Here is a 22,140-nt window from a genome sequence, read left to right on the forward strand (position 1 = left end):
GACCTCAAAAGCTTCGCGGGTAAATCGCAGCGGCGGTTCGCCGCTGCGATTTACCCGCGAAGAATCCAGCGCGATAGGTCGGCTTAGAACGCCGGAACCACAGCGCCTTTGTACTTCTCGGTGATGAACTGCTTCACCTCGGGCGAGTGCAGCGCCGCAGCCAGTTTCTTCATGGCGTCGGAGTCTTTGTTGTCCGGGCGGGCAACCAGGATGTTCACGTACGGCGAGTCGCTGCCTTCGATGGCCAGCGCGTCCTTCTCAGGGTTGAGCTTGGCTTCCAGCGCGTAGTTGGTGTTGATCAGGGCCGCATCGACCTGGGTCAGCACGCGCGGAATGGTGGCCGCTTCCAGCTCACGGAATTTCAGGCCCTTGTCGTTGCCGGTGATGTCTTTCACGGTCGACAGGATGTTCTTGTTGTCCTTGAGCTTGATCACACCGGCCTTGTCCAGCAGCAGCAGGGCGCGGCCGCCGTTGGTGGCGTCGTTGGGGATGACCACGGTGGCGCCGGAGGCCAGCTCGTCGAGCTTCTTGACCTTGGCCGAGTACACGCCCAGCGGCTCGATGTGCACACCGGCGACGCTGACCAGGTTGGTCTTCTTGGCCTTGTTGAATTCATCCAGGTACGGCTGGTGCTGGAAGAAGTTGGCGTCCAGGCGCTTTTCGGCCACCTGTACGTTCGGCTGGATGTAGTCGGTGAATTCCTTGACCTTCAGCTCCACGCCCTCTTTCGCCAGTTGCGGTTTGACGAAGTTGAGGATCTCGGCGTGCGGCACCGGGGTGGCGGCGACGGTCAAGGTTTCGGCGTGGGCCGAGAAGGCCGCAACGGCGGCGACAACAGCAAGCAGCTTCTTCATTGATCACTCCTTGTGAGGGCCGCGACGGCCCCCGAACGGGTCGGCCGGGCCGACCTCATTGGGGTTACTTACGGGAAAAATGCACAACCAGTTTGTCGCCGATCATCTGCAGGACTTGAACCAGGATGACCAGCAGCACCACGGTGACGATCATCACGTCGGTCTGGAAACGCTGGTAGCCGAAGCGGATCGACAGGTCGCCCAGCCCGCCGGCGCCGACCACACCGGCCATGGCCGTGTAGGACACCAGGGTGATGGCGGTGACGGTGGTGGCGGCGATGATGCCCGGCATGGCTTCAGGCAGCACCGCCTTGAAGATGATCTGGCGGGTGGTGGCGCCCATCGACTGGGTCGCTTCGATGATGCCGCGGTCCACTTCGCGCAGCGCGGTTTCCACCAGGCGTGCGAAGAACGGCGTGGTCCCCACCACCAGCGGCGGGATGGCCCCGGCGACGCCCAGCGAGGTGCCGGTGATCAGCACCGTGGCGGGGATCATCACGATCAGCAGGATGATGAACGGCAGCGAGCGCACGATGTTGACGATGGTCGCCATCACCGCATAGATCTGCTTGTGCTCGAACATCTGCCGTGGCCCGAACAGGAACAGCAGCACGCCCAGGGGCAGGCCCAGCAGCACGGTGAAGACCAGCGAGGTGAACAGCATGATCAGGGTGTCGCCGGTGGCCAGCCAGATTTCGGCCCAGTCGACGTTGGCAAAGAAATTCAGGGCGTCCATCAACGCAGTACCTCCATATGTACGTCAGCTGCAGTGAAGCGGGCGAATGCCGCGTCCATGTCCCCGCCGATCAGGGCGAGGGTCAGCTGGCCATAGGGGATGTCCTTGATGCGGTCGATGCGCCCGGCAAGGATGCTGTAGTCGACCCCGGTTTCGCGGGCCACGGTGCCCAGCAGCGGCGCATAGGTGGCATCGCCCTGGAAGGTCAGGCGCACGATGCGCCCCGGCACATGGGCGAAGTCGTCGCGCTGGTCGTTCTCGTCGACCTGCTCGTCTTCCTGGACGAAACGCTTGGTAGTGGCGTGCTGCGGGTGCAGGAACACCTCGGCCACCGGGCCGTGCTCGACGATCTGCCCGGCATCCATCACCGCCACGCGGTCGCAGACCCGGCGGATCACGTCCATCTCGTGGGTGATCAGCACGATGGTCAGCTTGAGTTCGCGGTTGATCTCGGCCAGCAGTTGCAGCACCGAGGCGGTGGTTTGCGGGTCGAGGGCACTGGTGGCCTCGTCGCATAGCAGGATCTTGGGGTTGGTGGACAGGGCGCGGGCAATGCCGACGCGCTGCTTTTGCCCGCCCGACAGCTGTGCCGGGTACTTCTTGGCGTGCTCCGAAAGGCCGACGCGGGCCAGCAGCTCGCTCACGCGCTTGTCGATCGCGGCGCGGGGCAGCTCGCCCGCCAGCACCAGCGGCAGGGCGACGTTGTCGGCGACGGTCTTGGAGGCCAGCAGGTTGAAGTGCTGGAAGATCATCCCGACCTGCTGGCGGAAGCGGCGCAGCTGGTTGGCATCGAAGGCGGTGACGTCTTCACCGTCGACGATGATCTTGCCGCCGCTCGGGGCCTCGAGGCGGTTGATCAGGCGCAGCATGGTGCTTTTGCCGGCGCCGGAGTGGCCGATCAGGCCGAACACCTGGCCATCTTCGATGGTCAGGCTGGTCGGGTTCAGGGCCGGGATATCCCTACCGGCGACGCGGTAGGTCTTATGGACGTTTTGAAACTCGATCACTGAGCGAACCTTGTGGGGCGCATGGAATTTGGGTCAGCGGTTAGCTGGGGTCGCGCATTTTAGCCTTTTCCCATAGGCGTTCTTAGCATTTATTTGTGATCTGTCCAATCCGTTGGGCATAACGCGACAACCGGCAATCCTGATTGAACGCTCGCCAAGGCCTCCCAGTCACTAGTTGAACAAGCCCGTACGGGCAGCCTGAAGACTGATGAGGAGAGCCGAACATGGCCAGCAAGAAAGCGCCGCAGCCGAAGGAAAGCCAGGTAGCGGGCACCGATACTCCCGACCGGGCCAATACCAATGCCAAGTTGCAAAGCCTGGAGACGTTTCGCAGCGATGCCACGGGGCAGGCGCTGCGCACCAACCAGGGCGTCAAGGTCGCCGACAACCAGAACAGCCTCAAGGCTGGCGCGCGCGGGCCGTCGCTGCTCGAAGACTTCATCATGCGCGAGAAGATCACCCACTTCGACCATGAGCGCATCCCCGAACGTATCGTCCACGCTCGGGGCGCCGGCGCCCATGGCTACTTTCAAAGCTATGGCTGCCATGCCGAGCTGACCAAGGCCGGCTTCCTGCAGGACTCGGAGAAGATCACCCCGGTGTTCGTGCGGTTTTCCACCGTGCAGGGGCCGCGCGGTTCGGGCGATACCGTGCGTGATGTGCGCGGGTTCGCGGTGAAGTTCTATACCGACGAAGGCAACTTCGACCTGGTCGGCAACAACATGCCGGTGTTCTTCATTCAGGACGCGATCAAGTTCCCCGACTTCGTGCACGCGGTGAAGCCCGAGCCGCACAACGAGATACCCACCGGCGGCTCGGCCCATGACACGTTCTGGGACTTCGTCTCGCTGGTGCCGGAGACGGCGCACATGGTCATCTGGGCCATGTCCGACCGCGCCATCCCGCGTAGCCTGCGGATGATGGAGGGCTTTGGCGTGCACACCTTCCGCCTGGTCAATGCCGACGGCGTGGCCAGTTTCGTCAAGTTCCACTGGAAGCCTCGCCAGGGCGTGCATTCGCTGCTGTGGGACGAGGCACAGAAGCTGGCCGGCAAGGACGCCGATTACCATCGCCGCGACCTGTGGGAGGCCATCGAGACTGGTAATTGCCCCGAATGGGAGCTGGGCGTGCAGGTCGTTGCCGAGGCAGATGAACACAAATTCGAGTTCGACCTGCTCGACCCGACCAAGCTGATCCCCGAGGAACTGGTACCGGTGACCCCGCTGGGCAAGATGGTGCTCGATCGCAACCCGGACAACTTCTTTGCCGAGGTGGAGCAGGTTGCCTTTTGCCCCGGGCATATCGTGCCGGGCATCGATTTCAGCAATGACCCCTTGCTGCAGGGCCGGCTGTTCTCCTACACCGACACGCAGATCAGCCGCCTCGGTGGACCGAACTTCCACGAAATCCCGATCAACCGGCCCATCGCGCCCAACCACAGCAGCCAGCGTGATGCCATGCACCGCATGACCCTCGACAAGGGCCGCGCCGCCTACGAGCCGAACAGCATCGATGGTGGCTGGCCGAAAGAGACGCCGCCGGCTGCGCAACAAGGGGGCTTCGAGAGTTATGAGGAACGCATCGACGCGAACAAGATCCGCCAGCGCAGCGCGTCGTTCGCTGACCACTTCTCCCAGGCACGGCTGTTCTTCCAGAGCATGAGCGCGAGCGAGCAGCAGCACATCATCAAGGCCTACAGCTTCGAGCTGGGCAAGGTTGAGCGCGAAGCGATCCGGGTGCGGGAGGTGAACGAAATACTCGCCAACATCGATCTGAAGCTGGCAGCGGCGGTGGCAGGCAACCTCGGGCTGCCGGCGCCCAAGGCGGGGACGGTCAAGGTAAAAGTCGGCAAGCCAGCGCAGTCAAAGGCTTTGAGCCAGATGAACCACCCGGGGAACATCGGTATCAAGGGGCGCAAGGTCGCCGTGCTGGTGGCCAATGGCGTGGACGGCGCCAGCGTCGACAAGGTCGTCAAGGCCCTGGAGGCGCAGAGTGCCCGGCCCATGTTGCTGGGGCCGACTTCGGCGCCGGTGAAGACCATTGATGGCCAGCTGTTGCCGGTGGGTGCCGCCATGGAGGGCATGCCGTCGGTCATGTTCGACGGGGTGTGGGTGCCGGCCGGCAAGGCTTCGCTGGAAGCGCTGCAGGGCAGCGGCGTGGCCAGGCATTTTCTGCTGGAGGCTTACAAGCACCTCAAGCCCATGGGGTTGGCCGTGGACGGCAAGCTGCTGTTGAACACATTGGGGTTGAAGGAGGATGCGGGATTGCTGTTGGGAGATCAGCAGAAGGTGTTCGAGCAGTTCTTCAAGGCTGTTGAAGGGCACCGGCTGTGGGTGCGGGAGGCGGCTGCCGAATCTGTGCCGGCCTAGGGGCGGGCTGCTTTGCAGCCCATCGCCGGCAAGCCGGCTCCCACAGGTTGCAGGTGATCCCTGTGGGAGCCGGCTTGCCGGCGATGAGGCCCTGACAGGCTTACTGCTGATGGGGGATCAATACCACCTGCGCCGGCAGCGAACGCTGGATCTCGTGCTTCTGGTTCAGCACGAAGCCACTGTCGAACTTGTGCACGCGCTTGTGCAGCAGCGTCTTGAGCCAGGGCGCATCCTGGGTGCGGGGCACCTGGAACACCACGTCGCACTGGTAGTTCACCACGTCGGCGGCGATGTCATCGAGCTGGCGGCGCAGGGCGCGGCTGTCGGTGGTCTTCAGGGCGACCACGGTGCTCGGGGCGGTTGGGTCGAGCAGCCGGGCCTTGGGTTGTGCCGCAGCGGCCTTGAGGGCAGCCTCGGCTTTTTCCAGCTCGGCCTTGCGTGCCTGGGCCATGGTGTCGCCACCGGTCACGGCCGGTGCTTGCGGCATCAGTGCACGGGCGCGGGCCAGCGCGGTGGCGGCGGCATTCACATCGCCTTTCTGCAGGACGATCTGGCTTCGGCGCAGATACGCTTCGGCCAGCTGACGCTGGTGGGGCTCCAGGCGCGCATCGTCGGGTGCCTGGGCCTGCAGGGCGGCCAGTTGATCTTCGGCGGTGGCCAGCTCATTGCTGGCAATGTTCTGCTCCAGCTGCTGCCAGGCATCCGGTTGGGCAGGCGCGGCCGGCTGCTCGGCGGGCGTGCTGGCGCAGGCCGTCAGGAACAGGGAAAACGCGGCAACAAGCAGATAACGTGAGGCGAACGGCTTCATTCCTGCGACTCTCTATTTGCGCAAAAAGCGAGCAAGTCTACACCCAGGTGCGCACGCTCGAAAATAGGTCTGATTGACCTTGAACCTGCGTAAAGGTTGCAGGCTGCGTTGGTTCACAGCCTGATTTTTCAGCGCTTTGGCAACGCCAGGCTCAGCAAGAATAGCACCGCCGCGCAGACCACGATCGACGGCCCGGCGGGGGTGTCCTTGAACCACGACATGGCCAGCCCCCCGCACACGGCCGTGACCCCCAGCAGGCTGGCGCCCAGGGCCATCTGCTCCGGTGAGCGGGCGTGACGCTGTGCCGCGGCCGCCGGGATGATCAGCAACGAGGTGATCAGCAACACGCCGACAATCTTCATCGCTACCGCGATCACTACGGCGATCAGCAGCATCAACGCCAGGCGCAGGCCCGCCACGGGCAGCCCTTCGACCATCGCCAGCTCCTCGTGCACGGTGACGGCCAGCAAGGGGCGCCAGAACATCGCCAGCAGCACCAGCACCAGCGCACTGCCGCCGAGGATCCAGGCCAGGTCGGTGGTGCTGATCGCCAGCAGGTCACCGAACAGGTAGGCCATCAGGTCGATCCGCACGTCGTGCATGAAGCTCAGCGCCACCAGCCCCAGCGACAGGGTGCTGGGGGCGAGGATGCCGAGCAGGGTGTCGGACGCCAGCGGCTGGCGCTGTTGCAGGGTCACCAGCAGGATTGCCAGTAACAGGCAGCCGACCGTCACCGCCAGCGCCGGGCTGACATCCAGGGCCAGGCCCAGCGCCACGCCGAGCAGCGCGGCATGGGACAGGGTGTCGCCGAAATAGGCCATGCGCCGCCACACCACGAACGAGCCGAGGGGGCCGGCCACCAGCGCCAGCGCCAGGCCGGCAAGCAAGGCATACAGAAGAAAATCAGCCATGCTTGCAGTGCTCTCCGTGAACATGGGTGCCAGGGGCGATCACTGCGCCGTGCAGGTCGTGGCTGTGATCGTGATGGTGGTGGTAGACGGCCAGGCTCTTGGCGTTCTGGCCGAACAGCTCGACGAAGGCCGGGTCGCCACTGACCTGCTCCGGGTGGCCCGAGCAGCAGACGTGGCGGTTGAGGCAGACCACCTGGTCGGTGGTGCTCATCACCAGGTGCAGATCGTGGCTGACCATCAGCACGCCGCAGCCATGGCGATCGCGCAGACGGGTGATGAGGTTGTACAGCTCGGTCTGGCCGACCACGTCGACACCCTGCACCGGCTCGTCCAGCACCAGCAGCTCGGGCTCGCGCAGCAGTGCGCGGGCCAGCAGCACACGCTGCATCTCGCCACCGGAGATGGTCTGGATCGGGCTGTCGATCACCTGCTCGGCACCGACTTCCTGCAGCGCCGACAAGGCTGCCGCGCGGTCTACCCCGGGCACCAGGCGCAGGAAACGCAGCACCGACAGCGGCAGCGTCGGGTCTACCTGGATTTTCTGCGGCATGTAGCCGATGCGCAGTTTGGGCTTGCGCCAGACTTTGCCGCGGTGCGGTTTGAGCAGCCCCAGTACGGCGCGCACCAAGGTGGTCTTGCCGGCACCGTTGGGGCCGATCAGGGTGACGATCTGCTTCGGTGCCACCGCCAGGTCGATGCTGTCGAGCACCGCTTCACCGCCGAAGCTGACGCCGACCTGCTCAAGGCGGATCAGGGCATCGCTCATGCCGCGCCCCGGCAGTTGGCGCACAGGCCGACGATTTCCACGGTCTGGGTTTCGACGCTGAAGCCCACGCCCTTGGCGCTGGCGATGATTGCGTCGCTGATGCTGTCCTGCTCCAGCTCGATGGCCACGTGGCACTCGCGGCAGATCAGGAACTGGCCTTGGTGCGCGTGCTCGGGGTGGCTGCAGCCGATGAAGGCGTTGAGCGAGGCGATGCGGTGCACCAGGCCGTTGTCGAGCAGGAAGTCGAGGGCGCGGTACACGGTCGGCGGCGCCGCACGGCGGCCATCCTGCTCGCTGAGCACGGCGAGGATGTCGTAGGCACCCAGCGGCTTGTGGCTCTGCCACACCAGCTCCAGCACGCGGCGGCGCAAGGCGGTCAGGCGCAGGCCCTGACGGGTGCACAACGTGTCGGCCTCGGCCAGTGCGCTGTGTACGCAGTGGGAGTGATCGTGGGGGCGGTGGGCCAGCGGCGTGATGGACATGGGCAGCGACGGTTCAGGATGGAGACGTTATTATGTTACCTGTTTCTGACGAGCCGAGTAGCCACCGTGTCCCGATTCCTTGCCCTGTTTGTCGCTTTCATCGCCTGTTCGGCCCAGGCCGACGTGCGCGTGCTGACCAGCATCAAGCCCCTGCAACAGATTGCCGCTGCGGTGCAGGACGGTGTCGGCAGCCCGGATGTGCTGCTGCCGCCGGGCGCCTCCCCGCATCACTACGCGCTGCGCCCGTCTGACGTGCGCAAGGTTGGCGATGCCGACCTTTTGTACTGGATTGGCACGGACATGGAGAGCTTCCTGCCCCGCGTGCTGGGTAGCCGTGGCAAGCCGACCGTGGCCGTGCAGTCGCTGGCTGGCATGCAACTGCGTCATTTCGGTGAGGACAGCCATTCTCACGACGAAGACGACCACGACGATCACGACCATGACCACCGCCCGGGCAGCCTCGATGCTCACCTGTGGCTGTCGTCGGTCAACGCGCGGGTGATTGCGACGAAGATGGCCGCTGACCTGGCGGCGGCCGACCCAGCCAATGCGGCACGTTACCAGGGCAACCTGAAAGCTTTCGTCGAGCGCCTGGATGCCCTGGACCTGCGCATCAAGCAGCGTGTTGCGGGGATCGCCGGCAAGCCGTATTTCGTATTCCATGAAGCGTTCGACTACTTCGAGGCCAACTATGGCCTCAAGCACACCGGCGTGTTCAGTGTCGCTGCCGAAGTGCAGCCGGGCGCGCAGCACGTCGCCGCGATGCGCAAGCGCCTGCAGGAAGTGGGTAAGACGTGTGTGTTCAGCGAGCCGCCGCTGCGCCCGCGCCTGGCCGAGACGCTGACGGCGGGGCTGCCGGTACGCTTGGCTGAGCTGGATGCCTTGGGCGGCACCGATCCGGTGGACGCCAAGGGCTATGAGCGCTTGCTGGAGAAGCTGGGTGGCGATCTGGCGGGGTGCCTGGAGCAGCTTTGAGGTCTGCTCGGGCCCCATCGCCGGCAAGCCGGCTCCCACAAGAGCAGCACGAGCGCTGTAACTGTGGGAGCCGGCTTGCCGGCGATGGGTGCGCCTCGGTTACAAGGCGAACGGCAGCTTCAATGCCACCTGCTGGCGCTGCGCCAAGCGTACTTCGAACTCGCTTGGGTCATGGATCATCACGTCCATCCCGGCAAACGCCTGCGCGGCAATCAGGCGCGATAGCCAGAAGCGCACGCACGCCAGGCGCAACATCTGCGGCCACAGTTCGGCTTCGGCCGCGGTGAATGGCCGCAACGCCGCGTAGGCGCCCAGCAGCGCCTGGGCGCGGGGCAGGTCGAGGCCGCTGTGCTCGTCCAGGCACCAGTCGTTCACGGTGATGGCGATGTCATACAGCATTGGCCCGGAGCAGGCGTTGTAAAAGTCGATCACACCGGTCAGGTGAGTGCCTTCGAACATCACGTTGTCGCGGAACAGGTCGGCGTGCAGGTTGGCCTTGGGCAAGGCGAGGATCTGCGCCTTGTGCGCGGTGATCTCGTCCAGCGCCGGTTGCAGCAATTGCGCCTGCTCGGGGGTCAGGCCCGGCAGCAACTCGGCACCGGACGCCAGCATCCAGTCCAGGCCACGGTCGGTACGGCGCTCGATGATGTGCTCGCGGGTTGCCAGGTGGATATGCGCGAGCAATTCACCCACCTGGGCGCAGTGCTGGTTGTTCGGTGCTTTCACGTGCTTGCCCGACAGCCGCGGCTGCAGCAGTGCCGGCTTGCCGCACAGCTCGCGCAGGCCATTGCCGTCGCGATCGCGCAGGGCATAGGGCACGGGCATGTCGGCTGTGTGCAGCACATCGAGCAGCTCGATGAAAAACGGCATGTCTTCCACCGGCCCACGCTCGACCAGTGTCAGCACGTATTCCCCTTGTTCCAGGCTGACGAAGAAATTGCTGTTCTCGGTGCCGGCGGCAATGCCCTGGAAGTCGAGCAGACGGCCCAGCTCGTAGGGCGCCAGAAAGGTTTCCAGCTCAGGCCGGGACACAGGGGTGAAGACTGACATGTTGAAAAATTGCCCATGCGGGCACTTCCCCCGGGAAGTGCCTGGTTGATAAGAACGATACGCGTTACTGGCTTACCACTCGAAGATCTTCCAGGCCGGGATCAGCATGTCCGGCTGGTCGGAACGAATGAAGTTGGCATCGGTGCCATCCGCGCGTACCAGGAAATAAGGCTTGCCGTTTTTCGGCGTGATCTTGATCGCATACAGGAAGCCGTTTTGCCGGTATTCCTGGATGGTTTTGTCGCCTTCCGTGCGAATGGTCACATCGGGATCTGCCGATGGGGCGTCGTCCGCCGCCAGGGTGACGACTGGCATGGTTGCCAACAGGCCGAGCACTAACAGGCGATTCAATGTACGCATGATAACCTAGTCCCTTTGTCGTCAATGATTCTGGCTATTCTAGCGCCGGACCCGTCGAAAAGGTTGATTCTCCTCATGAGCCAAGCGCCCCTCGTCCTGGTGGACGGTTCCTCCTACCTCTACCGTGCCTTCCACGCGCTGCCGCCGTTGACCACTTCCAAAGGCCTGCCCACCGGCGCGGTCAAGGGCGTGCTGAACATGCTCAAGAGCCTGCGCAAGCAATACCCCGACAGCCTGTTCGCGGTGGTGTTCGATGCCAAGGGCGGGACCTTCCGCGATGCCATGTTCGCCGAGTACAAGGCCAACCGCCCAAGCATGCCCGACGACCTGCGGGTGCAGGTCGAGCCGCTGCATGCCAGCGTGCGTGCCCTGGGCTACCCGCTGCTGTGTGTCGAGGGTGTGGAGGCCGATGACGTGATCGGCACCCTGGCCCGCAGCAGCGCGGCCGCCGGCCGGCCGGTGATCATCTCGACCGGCGACAAGGACATGGCCCAACTGGTGGACGGCCACGTTACGCTGGTCAACACCATGACCGGTAGCGTGCTGGACGTGGCTGGCGTGCACGAGAAGTTTGGCGTCGGTCCCGAACACATCATCGACTTCCTCGCCCTGATGGGCGACAAGGTCGACAACATCCCCGGCGTGCCGGGCGTTGGCGAGAAGACCGCGGTGGGCCTGTTGACCGGTATCGGTGGCGGGCTGAGCGATGTGTACCAGAACCTGGACAAAGTCGCGGGCCTGGCCATTCGCGGGGCCAAGACCCTGGCCGCCAAGCTTGAGGAGCATCGCGACGCGGCCTTCCTTTCCTACGAGCTGGCCACCATCAAGTGCGATGTGGAGCTGGATGTCGAGGTTGACGCCCTGGTTTGCGGCGAGCCGGACCGTGAAGCCTTGCTGGCGTTGTACACCGAGATGGAGTTCAAGAGCTGGGTCGCCGAGGTGCAGCGTGATGCTGCCCAGGCAGCTCCCAAGGGCGCCGCCACTGGCACTGCCAATGTGCTCGAGGCACCTGCGGCCAAGGTCGAGCCGCAGTACGAAACCATCCTTGACCAGGCGCGTTTCGACGCCTGGCTGGAGAAGCTGCGTCAGGCACCGCTGTTCGCCTTCGACACCGAAACCACCGGCCTTGATGCGCAGAAGGCGCAACTGGTCGGCCTGTCGTTCGCCATCGAACCCAATGTGGCTGCCTACGTGCCCCTGGCCCACGACTATGAAGGCGCGCCTGCCCAGTTGGACCGCGAGGCAGTGCTGCAGGCGCTCAAGCCGCTGCTGGAAGACCCGGCCAAAGGCAAGATCGGCCAGAACGCCAAGTACGACATCAACATCTTGGCCAACGGCAGCCCGGCCATCCAGATGCGCGGCGTGGCCTACGACACCATGCTCGAGTCCTACGTGCTCAACTCCACCGCCAGCCGTCACGACATGGACAGCCTGGCGCAGAGGTACCTCGAGCACACCACCATCAGCTTCGAAGACATCGCCGGCAAGGGCGCCAAGCAGCTGACCTTCAACCAGATCCCGCTGGAGAAGGCCGGCCCCTACGCCGCCGAGGACGCCGACATTACCCTGCGCCTGCACCATGCGTTGCAGGCGCGGCTGGCCGAAACGCCGAGCGTGCTGCCAGTGCTGATGGACATCGAGATGCCGCTGGTGCCGGTGCTGGCGAAGATCGAGCGCCAGGGCGCGTTGGTCGATGCCGCGCTGCTGGGGGTGCAGAGCGGTGAGCTGGGGGCGAAGATGGTCGAGCTGGAGCGCGAGGCGTTCGAGCTGGCCGGCGAGGAATTCAACCTGGGCTCACCCAAGCAACTGGGGGTGATCCTCTACGACAAGCTGGGCATGCCGGTGCTGAGCAAGACCGCCAAGGGCCAGCCGTCCACCGCCGAAGCCGTGCTGGACGACCTGGCCGAGCAAGGCTACCCGCTGCCCAAGGTGCTGATGCAGTACCGCAGCCTGAGCAAGCTCAAGAGCACCTACACCGACAAGCTGCCGGGGCAGATCAACCCGCGTACCGGGCGTGTGCATACCTCTTACCAGCAGGCGGTCGCCGCCACCGGGCGTCTGTCGTCCAGCGACCCGAACCTGCAGAACATTCCCGTGCGCACCGCCGAAGGCCGACGCATCCGCCAGGCCTTTGTCGCAAGCCCCGGCTACAAGCTGCTGGCGGCGGACTATTCGCAGATCGAGCTGCGCATCATGGCTCACCTGGCCAAGGACGAAGGGCTGTTGCACGCGTTCCGCAACGACCTGGACGTGCACCGCGCCACCGCCGCCGAAGTCTTCGGCGTGGCGCTGGAGCAAGTCACCACCGACCAGCGCCGCAGCGCCAAGGCGATCAACTTCGGCCTGATCTACGGCATGAGCGCATTCGGCCTGGCCAAGCAGATCGGTGTCGACCGCAAACAGTCCCAGGACTACATCGACCGCTACTTCGCCCGTTACCCGGGCGTGCTGGCCTATATGGAACGCACCCGCGCCCAGGCGGCCGAGCAGGGCTTCGTCGAAACCTTGTTCGGGCGCCGCCTGTACTTGCCGGACATCAACGCCAAGAACCCGGCCCTGCGCAAAGGCGCCGAACGCACCGCGATCAACGCGCCGATGCAGGGCACTGCGGCGGACATCATCAAGCGCGCCATGGTGGCGGTGGACAACTGGCTGACCGACAGCGGGCTGGATGCGCGGGTGATCCTGCAGGTGCACGACGAACTGGTGCTGGAAGTGCGCGAAGACCTGGTGGAGCAGGTCAAAGATGAAATTCGCGGCTACATGAGTGGCGCCGCCGAGCTGGACGTGCCGCTGCTGGTGGAAGTGGGCGTCGGCTCGAATTGGGACGAAGCTCACTAAACGCGGGGTAAAAGCTGTGTAGGATCTGCGACGTGGTGTCGCGGGTCCTGGCCTTAGATCGGCTGGTTCATGAAACTATTTCAAATAGTTTTGAGGGCCTCGGAACTAATCCGGTGAACCGCCACTCAGAGTAACTGAATGGCTGGTGAAGCCTTTCGATGCTCCTATGTTGTGTTAAGTGTTGGCAGATATCTGGACCCCGCCCTAGCGGTCCGGACTTAGACCCCGAACTTCCCCCTCCCCATACGAAGTCCGGGGTTTTTTTTTGCCCGCAATTCAGCGTTTGCGGGGGCATCGTGGGGCCGGCGCACCGCCGCTCCCACGCACCCAGCTCGAAAGCACTCACGCCACCGGCTTGTCTTCCAGCTCCATCCAGTCCGCCAGCACGCGGTAAGCCTCTTCCAGGCCCAGGCGCTTGGGCGCCGAGAACAGCTGGATGGTGGTGCTGTCGCCCCAGCCCTTGCGAATTTCCGACTGCACCTTGAGCAGGGTGTTCTTGCCGGCACCGTGGGTCAGCTTGTCGGCCTTGGTCAACAGGATGTGCATGGGCATGCCGCTGGCCTTGGCCCAGTCGAGCATCATCTTGTCGAAGTCGGTCATCGGATGGCGCACGTCTATCATCAGGATCACCCCGCGCAGGCATTCGCGGCTGCCCAGGTAGGCTTCCAGGTGCTTTTGCCAGTGTTGCTTGAGCGGGATCGGCACTTTTGCATAACCGTAGCCCGGCAGGTCGACCAAACGCCGTTCATCGTCCAGACTGAAGAAATTCAACAGCTGGGTGCGGCCTGGGGTCTTGGAAGTCCGCGCCAGGCTGGCATGGGTCAGGGTGTTGAGGGCGCTGGATTTGCCGGCGTTGGAACGGCCGGCGAAGGCCACCTCGTAACCCTGGTCTTCAGGGCATTGTTCGACCTTGGCGGCGCTGAGGGCGAAGGTGGCTTTCTGGCAGAGGCCGAGGATGGGGTTCTTGACTTGCATGGGATATCCGATGTGGGTGTTGCCCGGCACTGGAACGGTTGGCCCAGGCGCGGCAAGCGGTGTCGTTTCCGTTTGGATGACGGAAGTATATAATGCCCCAGTTTTTGTGTGCTCATTCTCCCAGCGAAGGAGAACGGGCATGGGGTGCCGAACAATAGCTCGCGCAACAGAACGCAGCGCGGCCCCCAACCCTGTCAGGTCGTTCCGCATGGCGAAATGGCTGCTTGCTGTCGGTATGTTCCTGCCGTATTTCAGCGCACAGGCTACACAGGATCCCGAGGCGTTGTACAACCGCACGTGTGCGGCCTGTCACGCCGGACAGTTGCCACAGGCCCCAAAACGGGGTGACCGGGCGGCCTGGGAGCCAAGGCTGGCGCAAGGCATGGCGCAACTGGTGGCGCATGTTACACAGGGTTTCAAGGCTATGCCGCCGCGTGGATTGTGCATGGACTGCAGTGCCGAGGACTACCGATTGGTCATCCTTTGGATGAGCGGCAGTCCCGATACATAACATTTCACCCTTAGCCGTGTTGGATTAGCTGATGAACAAACTAGTCGTGAGTCTGCTGTTGACCATGGGTGTCGCGGGTGCGGCCACTGCTGCCGAACCCATCAAAGGCGATGCTGCCGCTGGCCAGGCCAAGACGGCCGTCTGTGGCGCCTGCCACAACCCCGACGGCAACAGCCTGGCGCCGAACTTCCCGAAACTCGCCGGCCAAGGCGAACGTTATCTCGAAAAACAGCTGCAGGATATCAAGGCCGGCAAGCGTACCGTGCTGGAAATGACGGGCATGCTCGCCAACTTCAGCGACCAGGACCTGGCCGATATCGCCGCGTACTTCTCCAGCCAGAAAGGCAGTGTCGGCGCAGCCGACCCGAAACTGGTGGAACGAGGCCGCGCGTTGTTCAACGGCGGCGACCTGGAAAAAGGCATGCCCGCCTGTACCGGCTGCCACTCGCCCAACGGCGCAGGGATCGCCCTGGCCGGTTTCCCGCACCTCGGTGGCCAGCACTCGCAGTACGTGACCAAGCAGCTCACTGATTTCCGTGAGGGCAACCGCACCAACGACGGCGACGCCATGACCATGCGCACTATCGCCGGTAAGCTGAGCAACAAGGATATCGAGGCGCTCTCCAGCTACATCCAGGGGTTGCACTGAGGTCAGTCGCCAGGTCCTGGCGTCTCTTTGCCGGCAACAGGGCTTCGCAACCCGCGCGTTAACAATGGGTTAATGATGTGCGACAAAGATGAAAGGGCAGCCCGTGCTGCCCTTTTTTTCGTTCAGGGTCGTACACTACAGAACTCACGCCCTTCCCGGCCTGTCCCAGACAGGTCGCGTCGAGGCGACCAAAGACTGCTCAGGAGTAAAGCATGCGTAAACTGATTCTCAGCGCTGCGCTGGTCGCCGCCAGCGTGTTCGGTATGACCGCCGTACAGGCCGCGGAGCCTGCCACCGCCGGCAAGGAATATATCGAGCTGAGCAACCCCGTCCCCGTGTCCGTGCCGGGCAAGATCGAAGTGGTCGAACTGTTCTGGTACGGCTGCCCGCACTGCTACCACTTTGAACCTGTGATCAACCCGTGGGCCGAGAAGCTGCCCAAGGACGTCAACTTCAAGCGCGTCCCCGCCATGTTCGGCGGCCCCTGGGATGCCCACGGCCAGATGTTCCTGACCCTCGAAGCCATGGGCGTCGAGCACAAGGTGCATGCCGCGGTCTTCGATGCCATCCAGAACCAGCGCAAGCGCCTGACCGACCCGCAAGACATGGCCGACTTCCTGGCTACCCAGGGCGTCGACAAGGACAAGTTCCTTGCCACCTTCAACTCCTTCGCCATCAAGGGCCAGGTCAACCAGGCCAAAGAACTGGCCAAGAAGTACGAAATCACCGGCGTGCCAAGCATGGTGGTCAACGGCAAGTACCGCTTCGACCTGGGCACCGCAGGTGGTCCGGAAGGCGTACTGAACGTCGCCGACCAGTTGATCGACAAGGAGCGCGCCGCTAAGTAAGCGGCGAACCCCATGGCTCGCTTGCGCCCCACCCGTGGCGTCGGCCTGCACCAGCCGCAGGTCAACGAACATCACCTGCAGGCCTCTGGCCTGCCAGAGGATGGTCGCCTGCGGCTGCTCAGTTTCAACATCCAGGTCGGCATCAGCACCGAGCGCTACCGTCATTACCTGACCCGCAGCTGGCAGCACCTGCTGCCGCATACCGGGCGAGCGGGCAACCTGCAGAAGATCGGTGACCTGCTCGGCGATTTCGACCTGGTGGCCTTGCAAGAGGCCGATGGCGGCAGCCTGCGCTCAGGCTACGTCAACCAGGTGGAGCACCTTGCCCAGCTGGGCGCCTTCCCCTACTGGTACCAGCAGCTCAACCGCAACCTCGGGCGTTTCGCCCAGCACAGCAACGGCGTACTCAGCCGCCTGAAGCCCCAGCACCTGGAAGACCACCCGCTGCCCGGCCCGGCCGGTCGGGGCGCGATCCTGGTGCGCTTTGGCGAAGGTGACGACGCGCTGATCGTGGTGATGATGCATCTGGCGCTGGGTGCCAAGACCCGCGCCCTGCAACTGGCCTATATTCGTGAGCTGATCGGCGGCTACCGTCATCAGATCCTCATGGGCGACATGAACACCCACGCCACCGACCTGCTCGAGCACTCGCCGCTGCGCGATCTGGGCCTGATTGCCCCACAGGTCGAGGCCACCTTCCCGAGCTGGCGGCCACAGCGTTGCCTCGATCACATCCTGCTCAGCCCGAGCCTCACCCTGGAACGGGTCGAGGTGCTGGCACAACCGATTTCCGATCACCTGCCCGTCGCCGTCGAGATCCGATTGCCTGATGCCCTGACTGTGGATACGCTGCCGGTCCTGAGCTAGGCCTGCGTATGTGATCGGCGCGTTCAAGTGTTGGGGACTTGTGCCGAAATCCAGTCATCACAGGGCTAGATGCCATCACCCTTTGCGGATTCAGGCATGAGCGAAGAAGCCGAGCGCTGGAAAGAAAAGTACCTTAAAAGCATCGAACAGCAGGAAAAGCTCGAGCGGCGTTGGGACGCCCGGCTCGACCTGTTGCGTCGTGGCCTGGTGCGCAGCACCCTGGCAGCGGAAGGTAGCGACAAGATCGTCGACCAGTGCATGAAGGAAATGCGCGAAGTCATCCGCAGCGACAATATGGACGCCGGGCTCGCCGGGTTGATCCCACGTCTGGAAAAGGCCGTGCTCGATTCCGAGCAGCGTCGGGAAACCCGCATGAACCAGGTCAGCGATGCGTTGACGGCACTGGTCAACCAACTGCAGGCCTTGCCGCTCCCGGGTGACGTTTCGCGGCCCCTGAAAAAACTGGCGAAGAAGCTCGACGGCGGCGTCAGCCAGTCCCGTGAACTGCCGCCTCTGCTGGGTGAGCTCAGCGGTCTGCAAGGGCGAGCCTTGAGTGCGGTGCAAAAGCCGGACGACGAAGCTCGCCCGGGTTTGCTGCAGCGTCTGTTCGGTGGGCGCGATGAAGCGCAGGGTGAGCCGCAGCCTGCGCCACAACCTGCCCAGCCTGAGGAAGCAGCGAACCTGGTTGTCGTACCGGATACCCAACCACAGGATGCCGACGAGCTCCATCCGCTCGCGGCCAGCGAGCCCGCCCCACCGCCGCAGCCGATAATCGAGGCATCAGGCCCGGTACTGGTCGAAGCCGTCGAAGCCGTTTTCGCAGCGCCCCGGCCGCAACCCGAGCCTGAGCCGCAAGCCGACCCTGAACCCGAGACGCAGATCATCGAGCAGCAGGCGGTCGAGCCTGCGCCATTACCTGCCGATGTTGTGCCCGAAGTCTCCCAGCCATCACCCGTACAGACGCTCGAAGAGCTGGCTGGCGAAGACGGCCCCTATGCCCTGCCCGACGCCGTCGAGCCGCCCTATAGCCAGGTGGCCGCTCATATCGAGCAGACCTTGATCGGCCTGCTCGACGACCTCAGCCTGCCCGAGCGCCACAAGGCCCAGGCCCTGGAGATGCGCGAGCGCGTGGCGCGCGGCCTCAACTGGTATGAACTGATCCCGGTGCTGGATGACCTGGCGGTACTGATGCTGGCCATTACCGACAGCGGCCAGCACGAGTTCGAAGCCTACCTGCAGCAGCTCAACGAACGCCTGGAAAGCTTCCAGAGCCATCTGCACGAAGCCAGTACCGGCCATGCCGACAACAGCTCCGCCGCTCGTGAGCTGGACAGCCAGCTGCGCGAGCAGGTCGATGGTCTGCAGAGCAGCGTGCAGGGTGCTGCCGATGTCGACAGCCTCAAGCACATCCTGGAAGGCCGCCTGGAAGGGTTGCTGCTGACCATGGACGAGCACCAACACGAGCGTGACCGTCGCGAGCAGGAGCTGGCCAGCCGCCTGCACGGCTTGGCTGAGCGTGTGGCGAGCATGGAGCAGGAAGCCCTGGGTTACCGCGAGCACCTTGAAGAGCAGCGTCAGAAAGCGATGATCGACCCGCTGACCGGCCTGCCCAATCGCGCGGCCTGGTCCGAGCGGGTCGACCAGGAAGTGCTCGACTGGCATGAAAACGGCGGCCATCTGGCGATGGCCATCCTCGACCTCGATCACTTCAAGCGCATCAATGATGGCTATGGCCACCTGGCGGGCGACAAAGTGCTCAAGATCGTCGCCGACCAGTTGCGCAAACGCCTGCGTGGTCGAGACTTCATCGCCCGCTTCGGCGGTGAGGAATTCGTTTTGCTGTTGCCGCAAACCTCACCGCCCGCCGCGGTGCAGGTTGCCGAAGCACTGCGTGCGGCGATCGAAGCCTGCCCTTTCCACTTCAAGGGCGAGCGGGTGGTGATCACCACCTCCATCGGCCTCAGCGCCTTCCGCCCCGGCGAGCGTGGCGACCAGGTGCTCAAGCGCGCGGACGAAGCCTTGTATCGGGCCAAGGACAAAGGGCGCAATCGCGTCGAACAGGCATAAATAGATACCGCTTGCGACGCTGCGGGGTCATCGACACTGCGGGCGAGCGCTGGTTTTCAGCGCATCGCCAACCGATCGATCAAACCCGGAGTGCATAAATGAAGATGACCCAGTGGATCATGCCATTGCTGCTGAGCCTGATGTTCCAGGCAAACGCCATGGCCAAGGATGTGGTGCTGACCGCGCATGTGGCTGCCGATGGCAGTGTCCTGCGCCAATGGCCGGAATGGATCAGCAAGGTCGAGCGCCAATCGCAAGCCGACTATTTCACGCAATACAAGCTCAAGTTCAATCCCCGTATCGTCCATCAGGACCCGGGCTACTGTTCGGTGCAGCCAATCGATGCCAGCAGCCATGACCGCCTGATGCATGGGCAGGCCAAGGTCATCGGCAAGCCGCTGGCCGAACAGGTGACGGTAATGACCCAACTCGTGGACAAGAAAGGCCCGAGTGGGGACAACTCGCTGGGGTTCCTGGTCATGTGCACGCGCTGAAAGCAACACTAACGCCAGGGCGGCAGCACGTTATACTGTAGCGCTGTTGTCGCCTACTCAATGACGTGCCTCCTGCAATGAAAAAGCTCTTCACCGCCCTGCTCCTGCTGGCCCTGGCCGGTTGTTCCAGCGGCCTGCGCATCGACCGCAGCCACCCCTCGGTCAACCAGGACAGCCGCATCCAGTTCGTCGTCGTGCATTACACCAACGCTTCGCTGGAACGCTCGCTGGCGTTGTTGACCCACGGCGAGGTCAGCAGCCACTACCTGATCGGCGATGGCCCGGCCACGGTCTACCAGCTGGTCGACGAAAACCGTCGCGCCTGGCATGCCGGCGACAGCCAGTGGCAGGGCCGCACCTGGCTCAATTCCAGCTCCATCGGCATCGAGATCGTCAACCCGGGCTACACCGACACGCCGGCTGGCCGGGTCTGGCACCCTTACAGCGAAGCCCAGGTGCAGGCGCTGATCGCCCTGCTCAAGGACATCGTCAAGCGCAACAACATCGACCCACGCCATATCATCGGTCACAGCGACATCGCCCCCTTGCGCAAGCTCGACCCTGGCCCGTTGTTCCCCTGGAAGCGCCTGGCCGATGCCGGGCTGGGCATCTGGCCGGACGCCGCGTCGGTGGCACGCCAACAGGCCTACTTCGAGGCCAACCCGCCGACCGTCGCCTGGTACCAGCAGCAACTGGCGCGTTTCGGCTACGCCATCGACCAGACCGGCGAGCTCGATGTGGCCACGCGCCACGTCATCGCGGCGTTCCAGATGCGCTTCCGCCCGCAGCGTTTCGACGGCCTGCCGGATGCGCAGACTGCCGCCATGCTCCAGGTGCTCAACCGCAAACGTTGAACCTTGTGGGGGCTGCTTCGCGGCGCCGTCTTCCGAACGGCAAAGCTGGCTACTCATTCAGTTGCTATACCTTTGGTATTCAACTGGATGCCGCGCATGCCTGCCCCTAACGCCTCAGTGCGTCAATTTTTTCACCACCCCTGGCTGCTCGCGGTGCTCGCGGCCTTGGGCAGCGCTGCGCTGCTGTTGGCCGCCAGTGTCGGTGTGACCCTGCAGCAGATGAAGGACAGTGAAAGCGCCCAGATGAATGCCCGTGGCGAGCGCTTTCTCGAACGGCTGGAGCAGGTGTTCGGCCAGTTGCGTGAAGGGGTCGACCAACTGCAGTCGCAATCCCTGCGCGGCTGCGGCCCGCCCATGCAGGCCCTGCTGCAGCAGGTGGCGCTGAAGTCGCGGTTCATCTACGAGGCGGCCTATGCCGATGGCCAGTCGGCCTGCTCCAACCGCGGCGGCGAGCGGGTCATCGAGCCCTTGCGTGCGCCGGACATTGAAGGGCCGACCTACAGCTATTGGCTCAACACCACCACCGAACCCAATGAAAACCTGGCTGCCCTGATGCTTGGCCGTGGCAATTTTCTGGTGTCGACCTCGCGCGGTCATCTGAGCGATGTGGTCGACCTGCCGCCGGGCGGCAGCCTGCTGGTGGTGCTTGACCGTGGCAACCGCGCGATCCCGGTGCTCGGCCCGCCGCAGGCCTGGCCGCCCACTGCGGACTGGCCACCACCGTCGCACAAGTCGCTGCTGGAACTGCATGATCGGCTGGTCTACCGCATGGCCACCAAGTCGCCCGACTACCAGTTGGTGCTGATCGCCCCGCGGGCCAGCCTGCCGCTCAAACTCAACGGGCTGCTCTGGCTGCTGTTCCCGGGCAGCCTGGTGCTGGCCTGCTGCATCGGTTGGCTGGTGCTGCAACTGATCCAGCAGCGCCGCTCGATGAGCTCCGAGCTGCAGCAGGCCTTGCGCCGGGGCGAGCTGCAGGTGCTGTACCAGCCGATCATCGAACTGGACAGCCGCCGCTGCGTGGGGGCCGAGGCGCTGATACGCTGGCGCCGCCCGGACGGCAGCCTGACCAGCCCGGAGCTGTTCATCCCGCTGGCGGAAAATACCGGGCAGATCCGCCAGATTACCGATTTTGTCCTGCAGCGGGTTCTTGAGCAGCTCGGCCAACTGCTGCGCGCCAACCGCCACCTGTACATCTCGGTGAACCTGGCGGCCTGTGATGTCATGGAACCGCGCATCGGCCGGGTTGCCGCGCGGCTGCTGGCGCAGCATCGGGTGGCCGCCAGCCAGATCGCCTTCGAGGTGACCGAGCGCGGGTTGATCGACGTCGTGGTGGCCCGGGACAACCTCCAGGCTTTGCGCACGGAAGGGCATCAAGTGCTGATCGATGATTTCGGTACCGGCTATTGCAGCCTGGCCTATTTGCAGACCCTGCCGGTGGACTGCCTGAAAATCGACAAGGCGTTCATCGACGCCCTTGGTCATGACGCCGCCAGCAGTGGCGTGGCCCCGCACATCATTCGCATGGCCCACGACCTCCACCTGCGGGTGATCGCCGAAGGTATCGAGTGCGAGGACCAGGCGCAGTTCCTCAGCAGCGAAGGGGTCAACTACGGCCAGGGCTGGCTGTTCGCCCACCCGCTCAACGCCCGTCAGTTCGCCGAGTTGATCACCCGTGGGCGGCGGGTGGCGGGGCGGCGGATCAATGATGAGCCTTGA

Annotated in this window: 21 protein-coding genes; 11 read left to right on the plus strand and 10 right to left on the minus strand. The window is 64.1% G+C overall.

Translation table 11 applies throughout. The features are described 5' to 3' along the window. Positions 1-83 precede the first annotated feature (83 nt). From LOY51_RS00340 to LOY51_RS00350, 3 genes are all read right to left on the minus strand, one after another. Entirely contained in the window at positions 84-854 is a 771-nt protein-coding gene (locus LOY51_RS00340) for a MetQ/NlpA family ABC transporter substrate-binding protein (RefSeq protein ID WP_125462072.1), read from the minus strand. Positions 855-918: 64 nt separating this feature from the next. Beyond that, positions 919-1,590, minus strand: coding sequence for a methionine ABC transporter permease (locus tag LOY51_RS00345; protein ID WP_110995010.1), 672 nt, complete (start codon positions 1,588-1,590; stop codon positions 919-921). Further along, a complete protein-coding gene (locus LOY51_RS00350; protein WP_110995011.1) occupies positions 1,590-2,597 on the minus strand; it encodes a methionine ABC transporter ATP-binding protein in 1,008 nt (335 codons plus the stop codon). Before LOY51_RS00350 ends, LOY51_RS00345 begins: the two co-directional genes overlap by 1 nt. Before the next feature lie 224 nt (positions 2,598-2,821). On the opposite strand from LOY51_RS00350, the gene katE reads away from it, so the two are divergent. Next, the gene (katE, locus tag LOY51_RS00355) at positions 2,822-4,966 is read left to right on the plus strand and encodes a catalase HPII (RefSeq protein WP_258643879.1); all 2,145 of its coding nucleotides are present in this window, start codon (positions 2,822-2,824) and stop codon (positions 4,964-4,966) included. 100 nt (positions 4,967-5,066) lie between these two features. Here the strand turns inward: katE and LOY51_RS00360 are convergent, their stop codons facing one another. The 4 genes from LOY51_RS00360 to zur form a co-directional block, all read right to left on the minus strand. Next, complete coding sequence (locus tag LOY51_RS00360) at positions 5,067-5,774, minus strand: PA5502 family lipoprotein (RefSeq protein WP_125857018.1); 708 nt, start codon at positions 5,772-5,774, stop codon at positions 5,067-5,069. Between the two features lie 128 nt (positions 5,775-5,902). Further along, positions 5,903-6,685, minus strand: a complete 783-nt coding sequence (znuB, locus tag LOY51_RS00365) for a zinc ABC transporter permease subunit ZnuB (protein ID WP_125462076.1) — start codon at positions 6,683-6,685, stop codon at positions 5,903-5,905. Beyond that, complete coding sequence (gene znuC / locus LOY51_RS00370; RefSeq protein WP_125462077.1) at positions 6,678-7,451, minus strand: zinc ABC transporter ATP-binding protein ZnuC; 774 nt, start codon at positions 7,449-7,451, stop codon at positions 6,678-6,680. Before znuC ends, znuB begins: the two co-directional genes overlap by 8 nt. Continuing rightward, positions 7,448-7,933: a zinc uptake transcriptional repressor Zur gene (zur, locus tag LOY51_RS00375; protein ID WP_110995015.1), complete on the minus strand. Its 486-nt coding sequence runs from the start codon at positions 7,931-7,933 to the stop codon at positions 7,448-7,450. Before zur ends, znuC begins: the two co-directional genes overlap by 4 nt. 18 nt (positions 7,934-7,951) lie before the next feature. Here zur and LOY51_RS00380 point away from each other — a divergent pair, with 18 nt between their 5' ends. Further along, positions 7,952-8,908 carry a zinc ABC transporter substrate-binding protein gene (locus LOY51_RS00380; RefSeq protein WP_258643885.1) on the plus strand — a complete coding sequence of 319 codons (957 nt, stop codon included), beginning with the start codon at positions 7,952-7,954 and terminating at the stop codon, positions 8,906-8,908. 99 nt (positions 8,909-9,007) lie between these two features. Here the strand turns inward: LOY51_RS00380 and LOY51_RS00385 are convergent, their stop codons facing one another. Then, the gene (locus LOY51_RS00385) at positions 9,008-9,958 is read right to left on the minus strand and encodes a homoserine kinase (protein ID WP_125857019.1); all 951 of its coding nucleotides are present in this window, start codon (positions 9,956-9,958) and stop codon (positions 9,008-9,010) included. Positions 9,959-10,030: 72 nt separating this feature from the next. Next, the gene (locus LOY51_RS00390) at positions 10,031-10,318 is read right to left on the minus strand and encodes a DUF2782 domain-containing protein (protein ID WP_110995018.1); all 288 of its coding nucleotides are present in this window, start codon (positions 10,316-10,318) and stop codon (positions 10,031-10,033) included. Positions 10,319-10,393: 75 nt separating this feature from the next. On the opposite strand from LOY51_RS00390, the gene polA reads away from it, so the two are divergent. Further along, positions 10,394-13,159 carry a DNA polymerase I gene (polA, locus tag LOY51_RS00395; RefSeq protein WP_258643889.1) on the plus strand — a complete coding sequence of 922 codons (2,766 nt, stop codon included), beginning with the start codon at positions 10,394-10,396 and terminating at the stop codon, positions 13,157-13,159. A gap of 342 nt (positions 13,160-13,501) precedes the next feature. Here the strand turns inward: polA and yihA are convergent, their stop codons facing one another. Continuing rightward, positions 13,502-14,134: a ribosome biogenesis GTP-binding protein YihA/YsxC gene (gene yihA / locus LOY51_RS00400; protein ID WP_258643900.1), complete on the minus strand. Its 633-nt coding sequence runs from the start codon at positions 14,132-14,134 to the stop codon at positions 13,502-13,504. Positions 14,135-14,342: 208 nt separating this feature from the next. On the opposite strand from yihA, the gene LOY51_RS00405 reads away from it, so the two are divergent. The 8 genes from LOY51_RS00405 (at position 14,343) to LOY51_RS00440 (ending at position 22,140) form a co-directional block, all read left to right on the plus strand. Next, on the plus strand, positions 14,343-14,645 hold the full coding sequence (locus tag LOY51_RS00405) for a c-type cytochrome (protein WP_110995057.1): 303 nt from the start codon (positions 14,343-14,345) through the stop codon (positions 14,643-14,645). 31 nt (positions 14,646-14,676) lie between these two features. Continuing rightward, on the plus strand, positions 14,677-15,294 hold the full coding sequence (locus tag LOY51_RS00410; protein ID WP_258643903.1) for a c-type cytochrome: 618 nt from the start codon (positions 14,677-14,679) through the stop codon (positions 15,292-15,294). 212 nt (positions 15,295-15,506) lie between these two features. Beyond that, positions 15,507-16,142: a thiol:disulfide interchange protein DsbA gene (gene dsbA / locus LOY51_RS00415; RefSeq protein WP_110995022.1), complete on the plus strand. Its 636-nt coding sequence runs from the start codon at positions 15,507-15,509 to the stop codon at positions 16,140-16,142. Positions 16,143-16,154: 12 nt separating this feature from the next. Beyond that, entirely contained in the window at positions 16,155-17,009 is an 855-nt protein-coding gene (locus LOY51_RS00420) for an endonuclease/exonuclease/phosphatase family protein (protein WP_258643907.1), read from the plus strand. A 96-nt stretch (positions 17,010-17,105) separates the two neighbouring features. Beyond that, a complete protein-coding gene (locus tag LOY51_RS00425; protein WP_258643910.1) occupies positions 17,106-19,076 on the plus strand; it encodes a GGDEF domain-containing protein in 1,971 nt (656 codons plus the stop codon). A 98-nt stretch (positions 19,077-19,174) separates the two neighbouring features. After that, positions 19,175-19,570, plus strand: coding sequence for a hypothetical protein (locus tag LOY51_RS00430; RefSeq protein ID WP_258643912.1), 396 nt, complete (start codon positions 19,175-19,177; stop codon positions 19,568-19,570). Positions 19,571-19,647: 77 nt separating this feature from the next. Next, entirely contained in the window at positions 19,648-20,424 is a 777-nt protein-coding gene (locus tag LOY51_RS00435) for an N-acetylmuramoyl-L-alanine amidase (protein WP_258643914.1), read from the plus strand. A gap of 96 nt (positions 20,425-20,520) precedes the next feature. Continuing rightward, positions 20,521-22,140, plus strand: coding sequence for an EAL domain-containing protein (locus tag LOY51_RS00440; RefSeq protein WP_258643916.1), 1,620 nt, complete (start codon positions 20,521-20,523; stop codon positions 22,138-22,140).

The sequence above is a fragment of the Pseudomonas sichuanensis genome (genome assembly GCF_024749065.1).
GTDB lineage: Bacteria > Pseudomonadota > Gammaproteobacteria > Pseudomonadales > Pseudomonadaceae > Aquipseudomonas > Aquipseudomonas sichuanensis.

What these genes read in the sequence shown, in the direction of transcription:
- znuB (WP_125462076.1), bottom strand. Translation starts at nt 6,685, where the DNA reads ATGGCTGATTTTCTTCTGTATGCCTTGCTTGCCGGCCTGGCGCTGGCG.
- LOY51_RS00380 (WP_258643885.1), top strand. Translation starts at nt 7,952, where the DNA reads ATGGAGACGTTATTATGTTACCTGTTTCTGACGAGCCGAGTAGCCACC.
- LOY51_RS00385 (WP_125857019.1), bottom strand. Translation starts at nt 9,958, where the DNA reads ATGTCAGTCTTCACCCCTGTGTCCCGGCCTGAGCTGGAAACCTTTCTG.
- yihA (WP_258643900.1), bottom strand. Translation starts at nt 14,134, where the DNA reads ATGCAAGTCAAGAACCCCATCCTCGGCCTCTGCCAGAAAGCCACCTTC.
- LOY51_RS00425 (WP_258643910.1), top strand. Translation starts at nt 17,106, where the DNA reads ATGAGCGAAGAAGCCGAGCGCTGGAAAGAAAAGTACCTTAAAAGCATC.
- LOY51_RS00430 (WP_258643912.1), top strand. Translation starts at nt 19,175, where the DNA reads ATGAAGATGACCCAGTGGATCATGCCATTGCTGCTGAGCCTGATGTTC.
- zur (WP_110995015.1), bottom strand. Translation starts at nt 7,933, where the DNA reads ATGTCCATCACGCCGCTGGCCCACCGCCCCCACGATCACTCCCACTGC.
- dsbA (WP_110995022.1), top strand. Translation starts at nt 15,507, where the DNA reads ATGCGTAAACTGATTCTCAGCGCTGCGCTGGTCGCCGCCAGCGTGTTC.
- LOY51_RS00420 (WP_258643907.1), top strand. Translation starts at nt 16,155, where the DNA reads ATGGCTCGCTTGCGCCCCACCCGTGGCGTCGGCCTGCACCAGCCGCAG.
- LOY51_RS00340 (WP_125462072.1), bottom strand. Translation starts at nt 854, where the DNA reads ATGAAGAAGCTGCTTGCTGTTGTCGCCGCCGTTGCGGCCTTCTCGGCC.
- LOY51_RS00345 (WP_110995010.1), bottom strand. Translation starts at nt 1,590, where the DNA reads ATGGACGCCCTGAATTTCTTTGCCAACGTCGACTGGGCCGAAATCTGG.
- znuC (WP_125462077.1), bottom strand. Translation starts at nt 7,451, where the DNA reads ATGAGCGATGCCCTGATCCGCCTTGAGCAGGTCGGCGTCAGCTTCGGC.
- katE (WP_258643879.1), top strand. Translation starts at nt 2,822, where the DNA reads ATGGCCAGCAAGAAAGCGCCGCAGCCGAAGGAAAGCCAGGTAGCGGGC.
- LOY51_RS00390 (WP_110995018.1), bottom strand. Translation starts at nt 10,318, where the DNA reads ATGCGTACATTGAATCGCCTGTTAGTGCTCGGCCTGTTGGCAACCATG.
- LOY51_RS00405 (WP_110995057.1), top strand. Translation starts at nt 14,343, where the DNA reads ATGGCGAAATGGCTGCTTGCTGTCGGTATGTTCCTGCCGTATTTCAGC.
- polA (WP_258643889.1), top strand. Translation starts at nt 10,394, where the DNA reads ATGAGCCAAGCGCCCCTCGTCCTGGTGGACGGTTCCTCCTACCTCTAC.
- LOY51_RS00410 (WP_258643903.1), top strand. Translation starts at nt 14,677, where the DNA reads ATGAACAAACTAGTCGTGAGTCTGCTGTTGACCATGGGTGTCGCGGGT.
- LOY51_RS00435 (WP_258643914.1), top strand. Translation starts at nt 19,648, where the DNA reads ATGAAAAAGCTCTTCACCGCCCTGCTCCTGCTGGCCCTGGCCGGTTGT.
- LOY51_RS00440 (WP_258643916.1), top strand. Translation starts at nt 20,521, where the DNA reads ATGCCTGCCCCTAACGCCTCAGTGCGTCAATTTTTTCACCACCCCTGG.
- LOY51_RS00360 (WP_125857018.1), bottom strand. Translation starts at nt 5,774, where the DNA reads ATGAAGCCGTTCGCCTCACGTTATCTGCTTGTTGCCGCGTTTTCCCTG.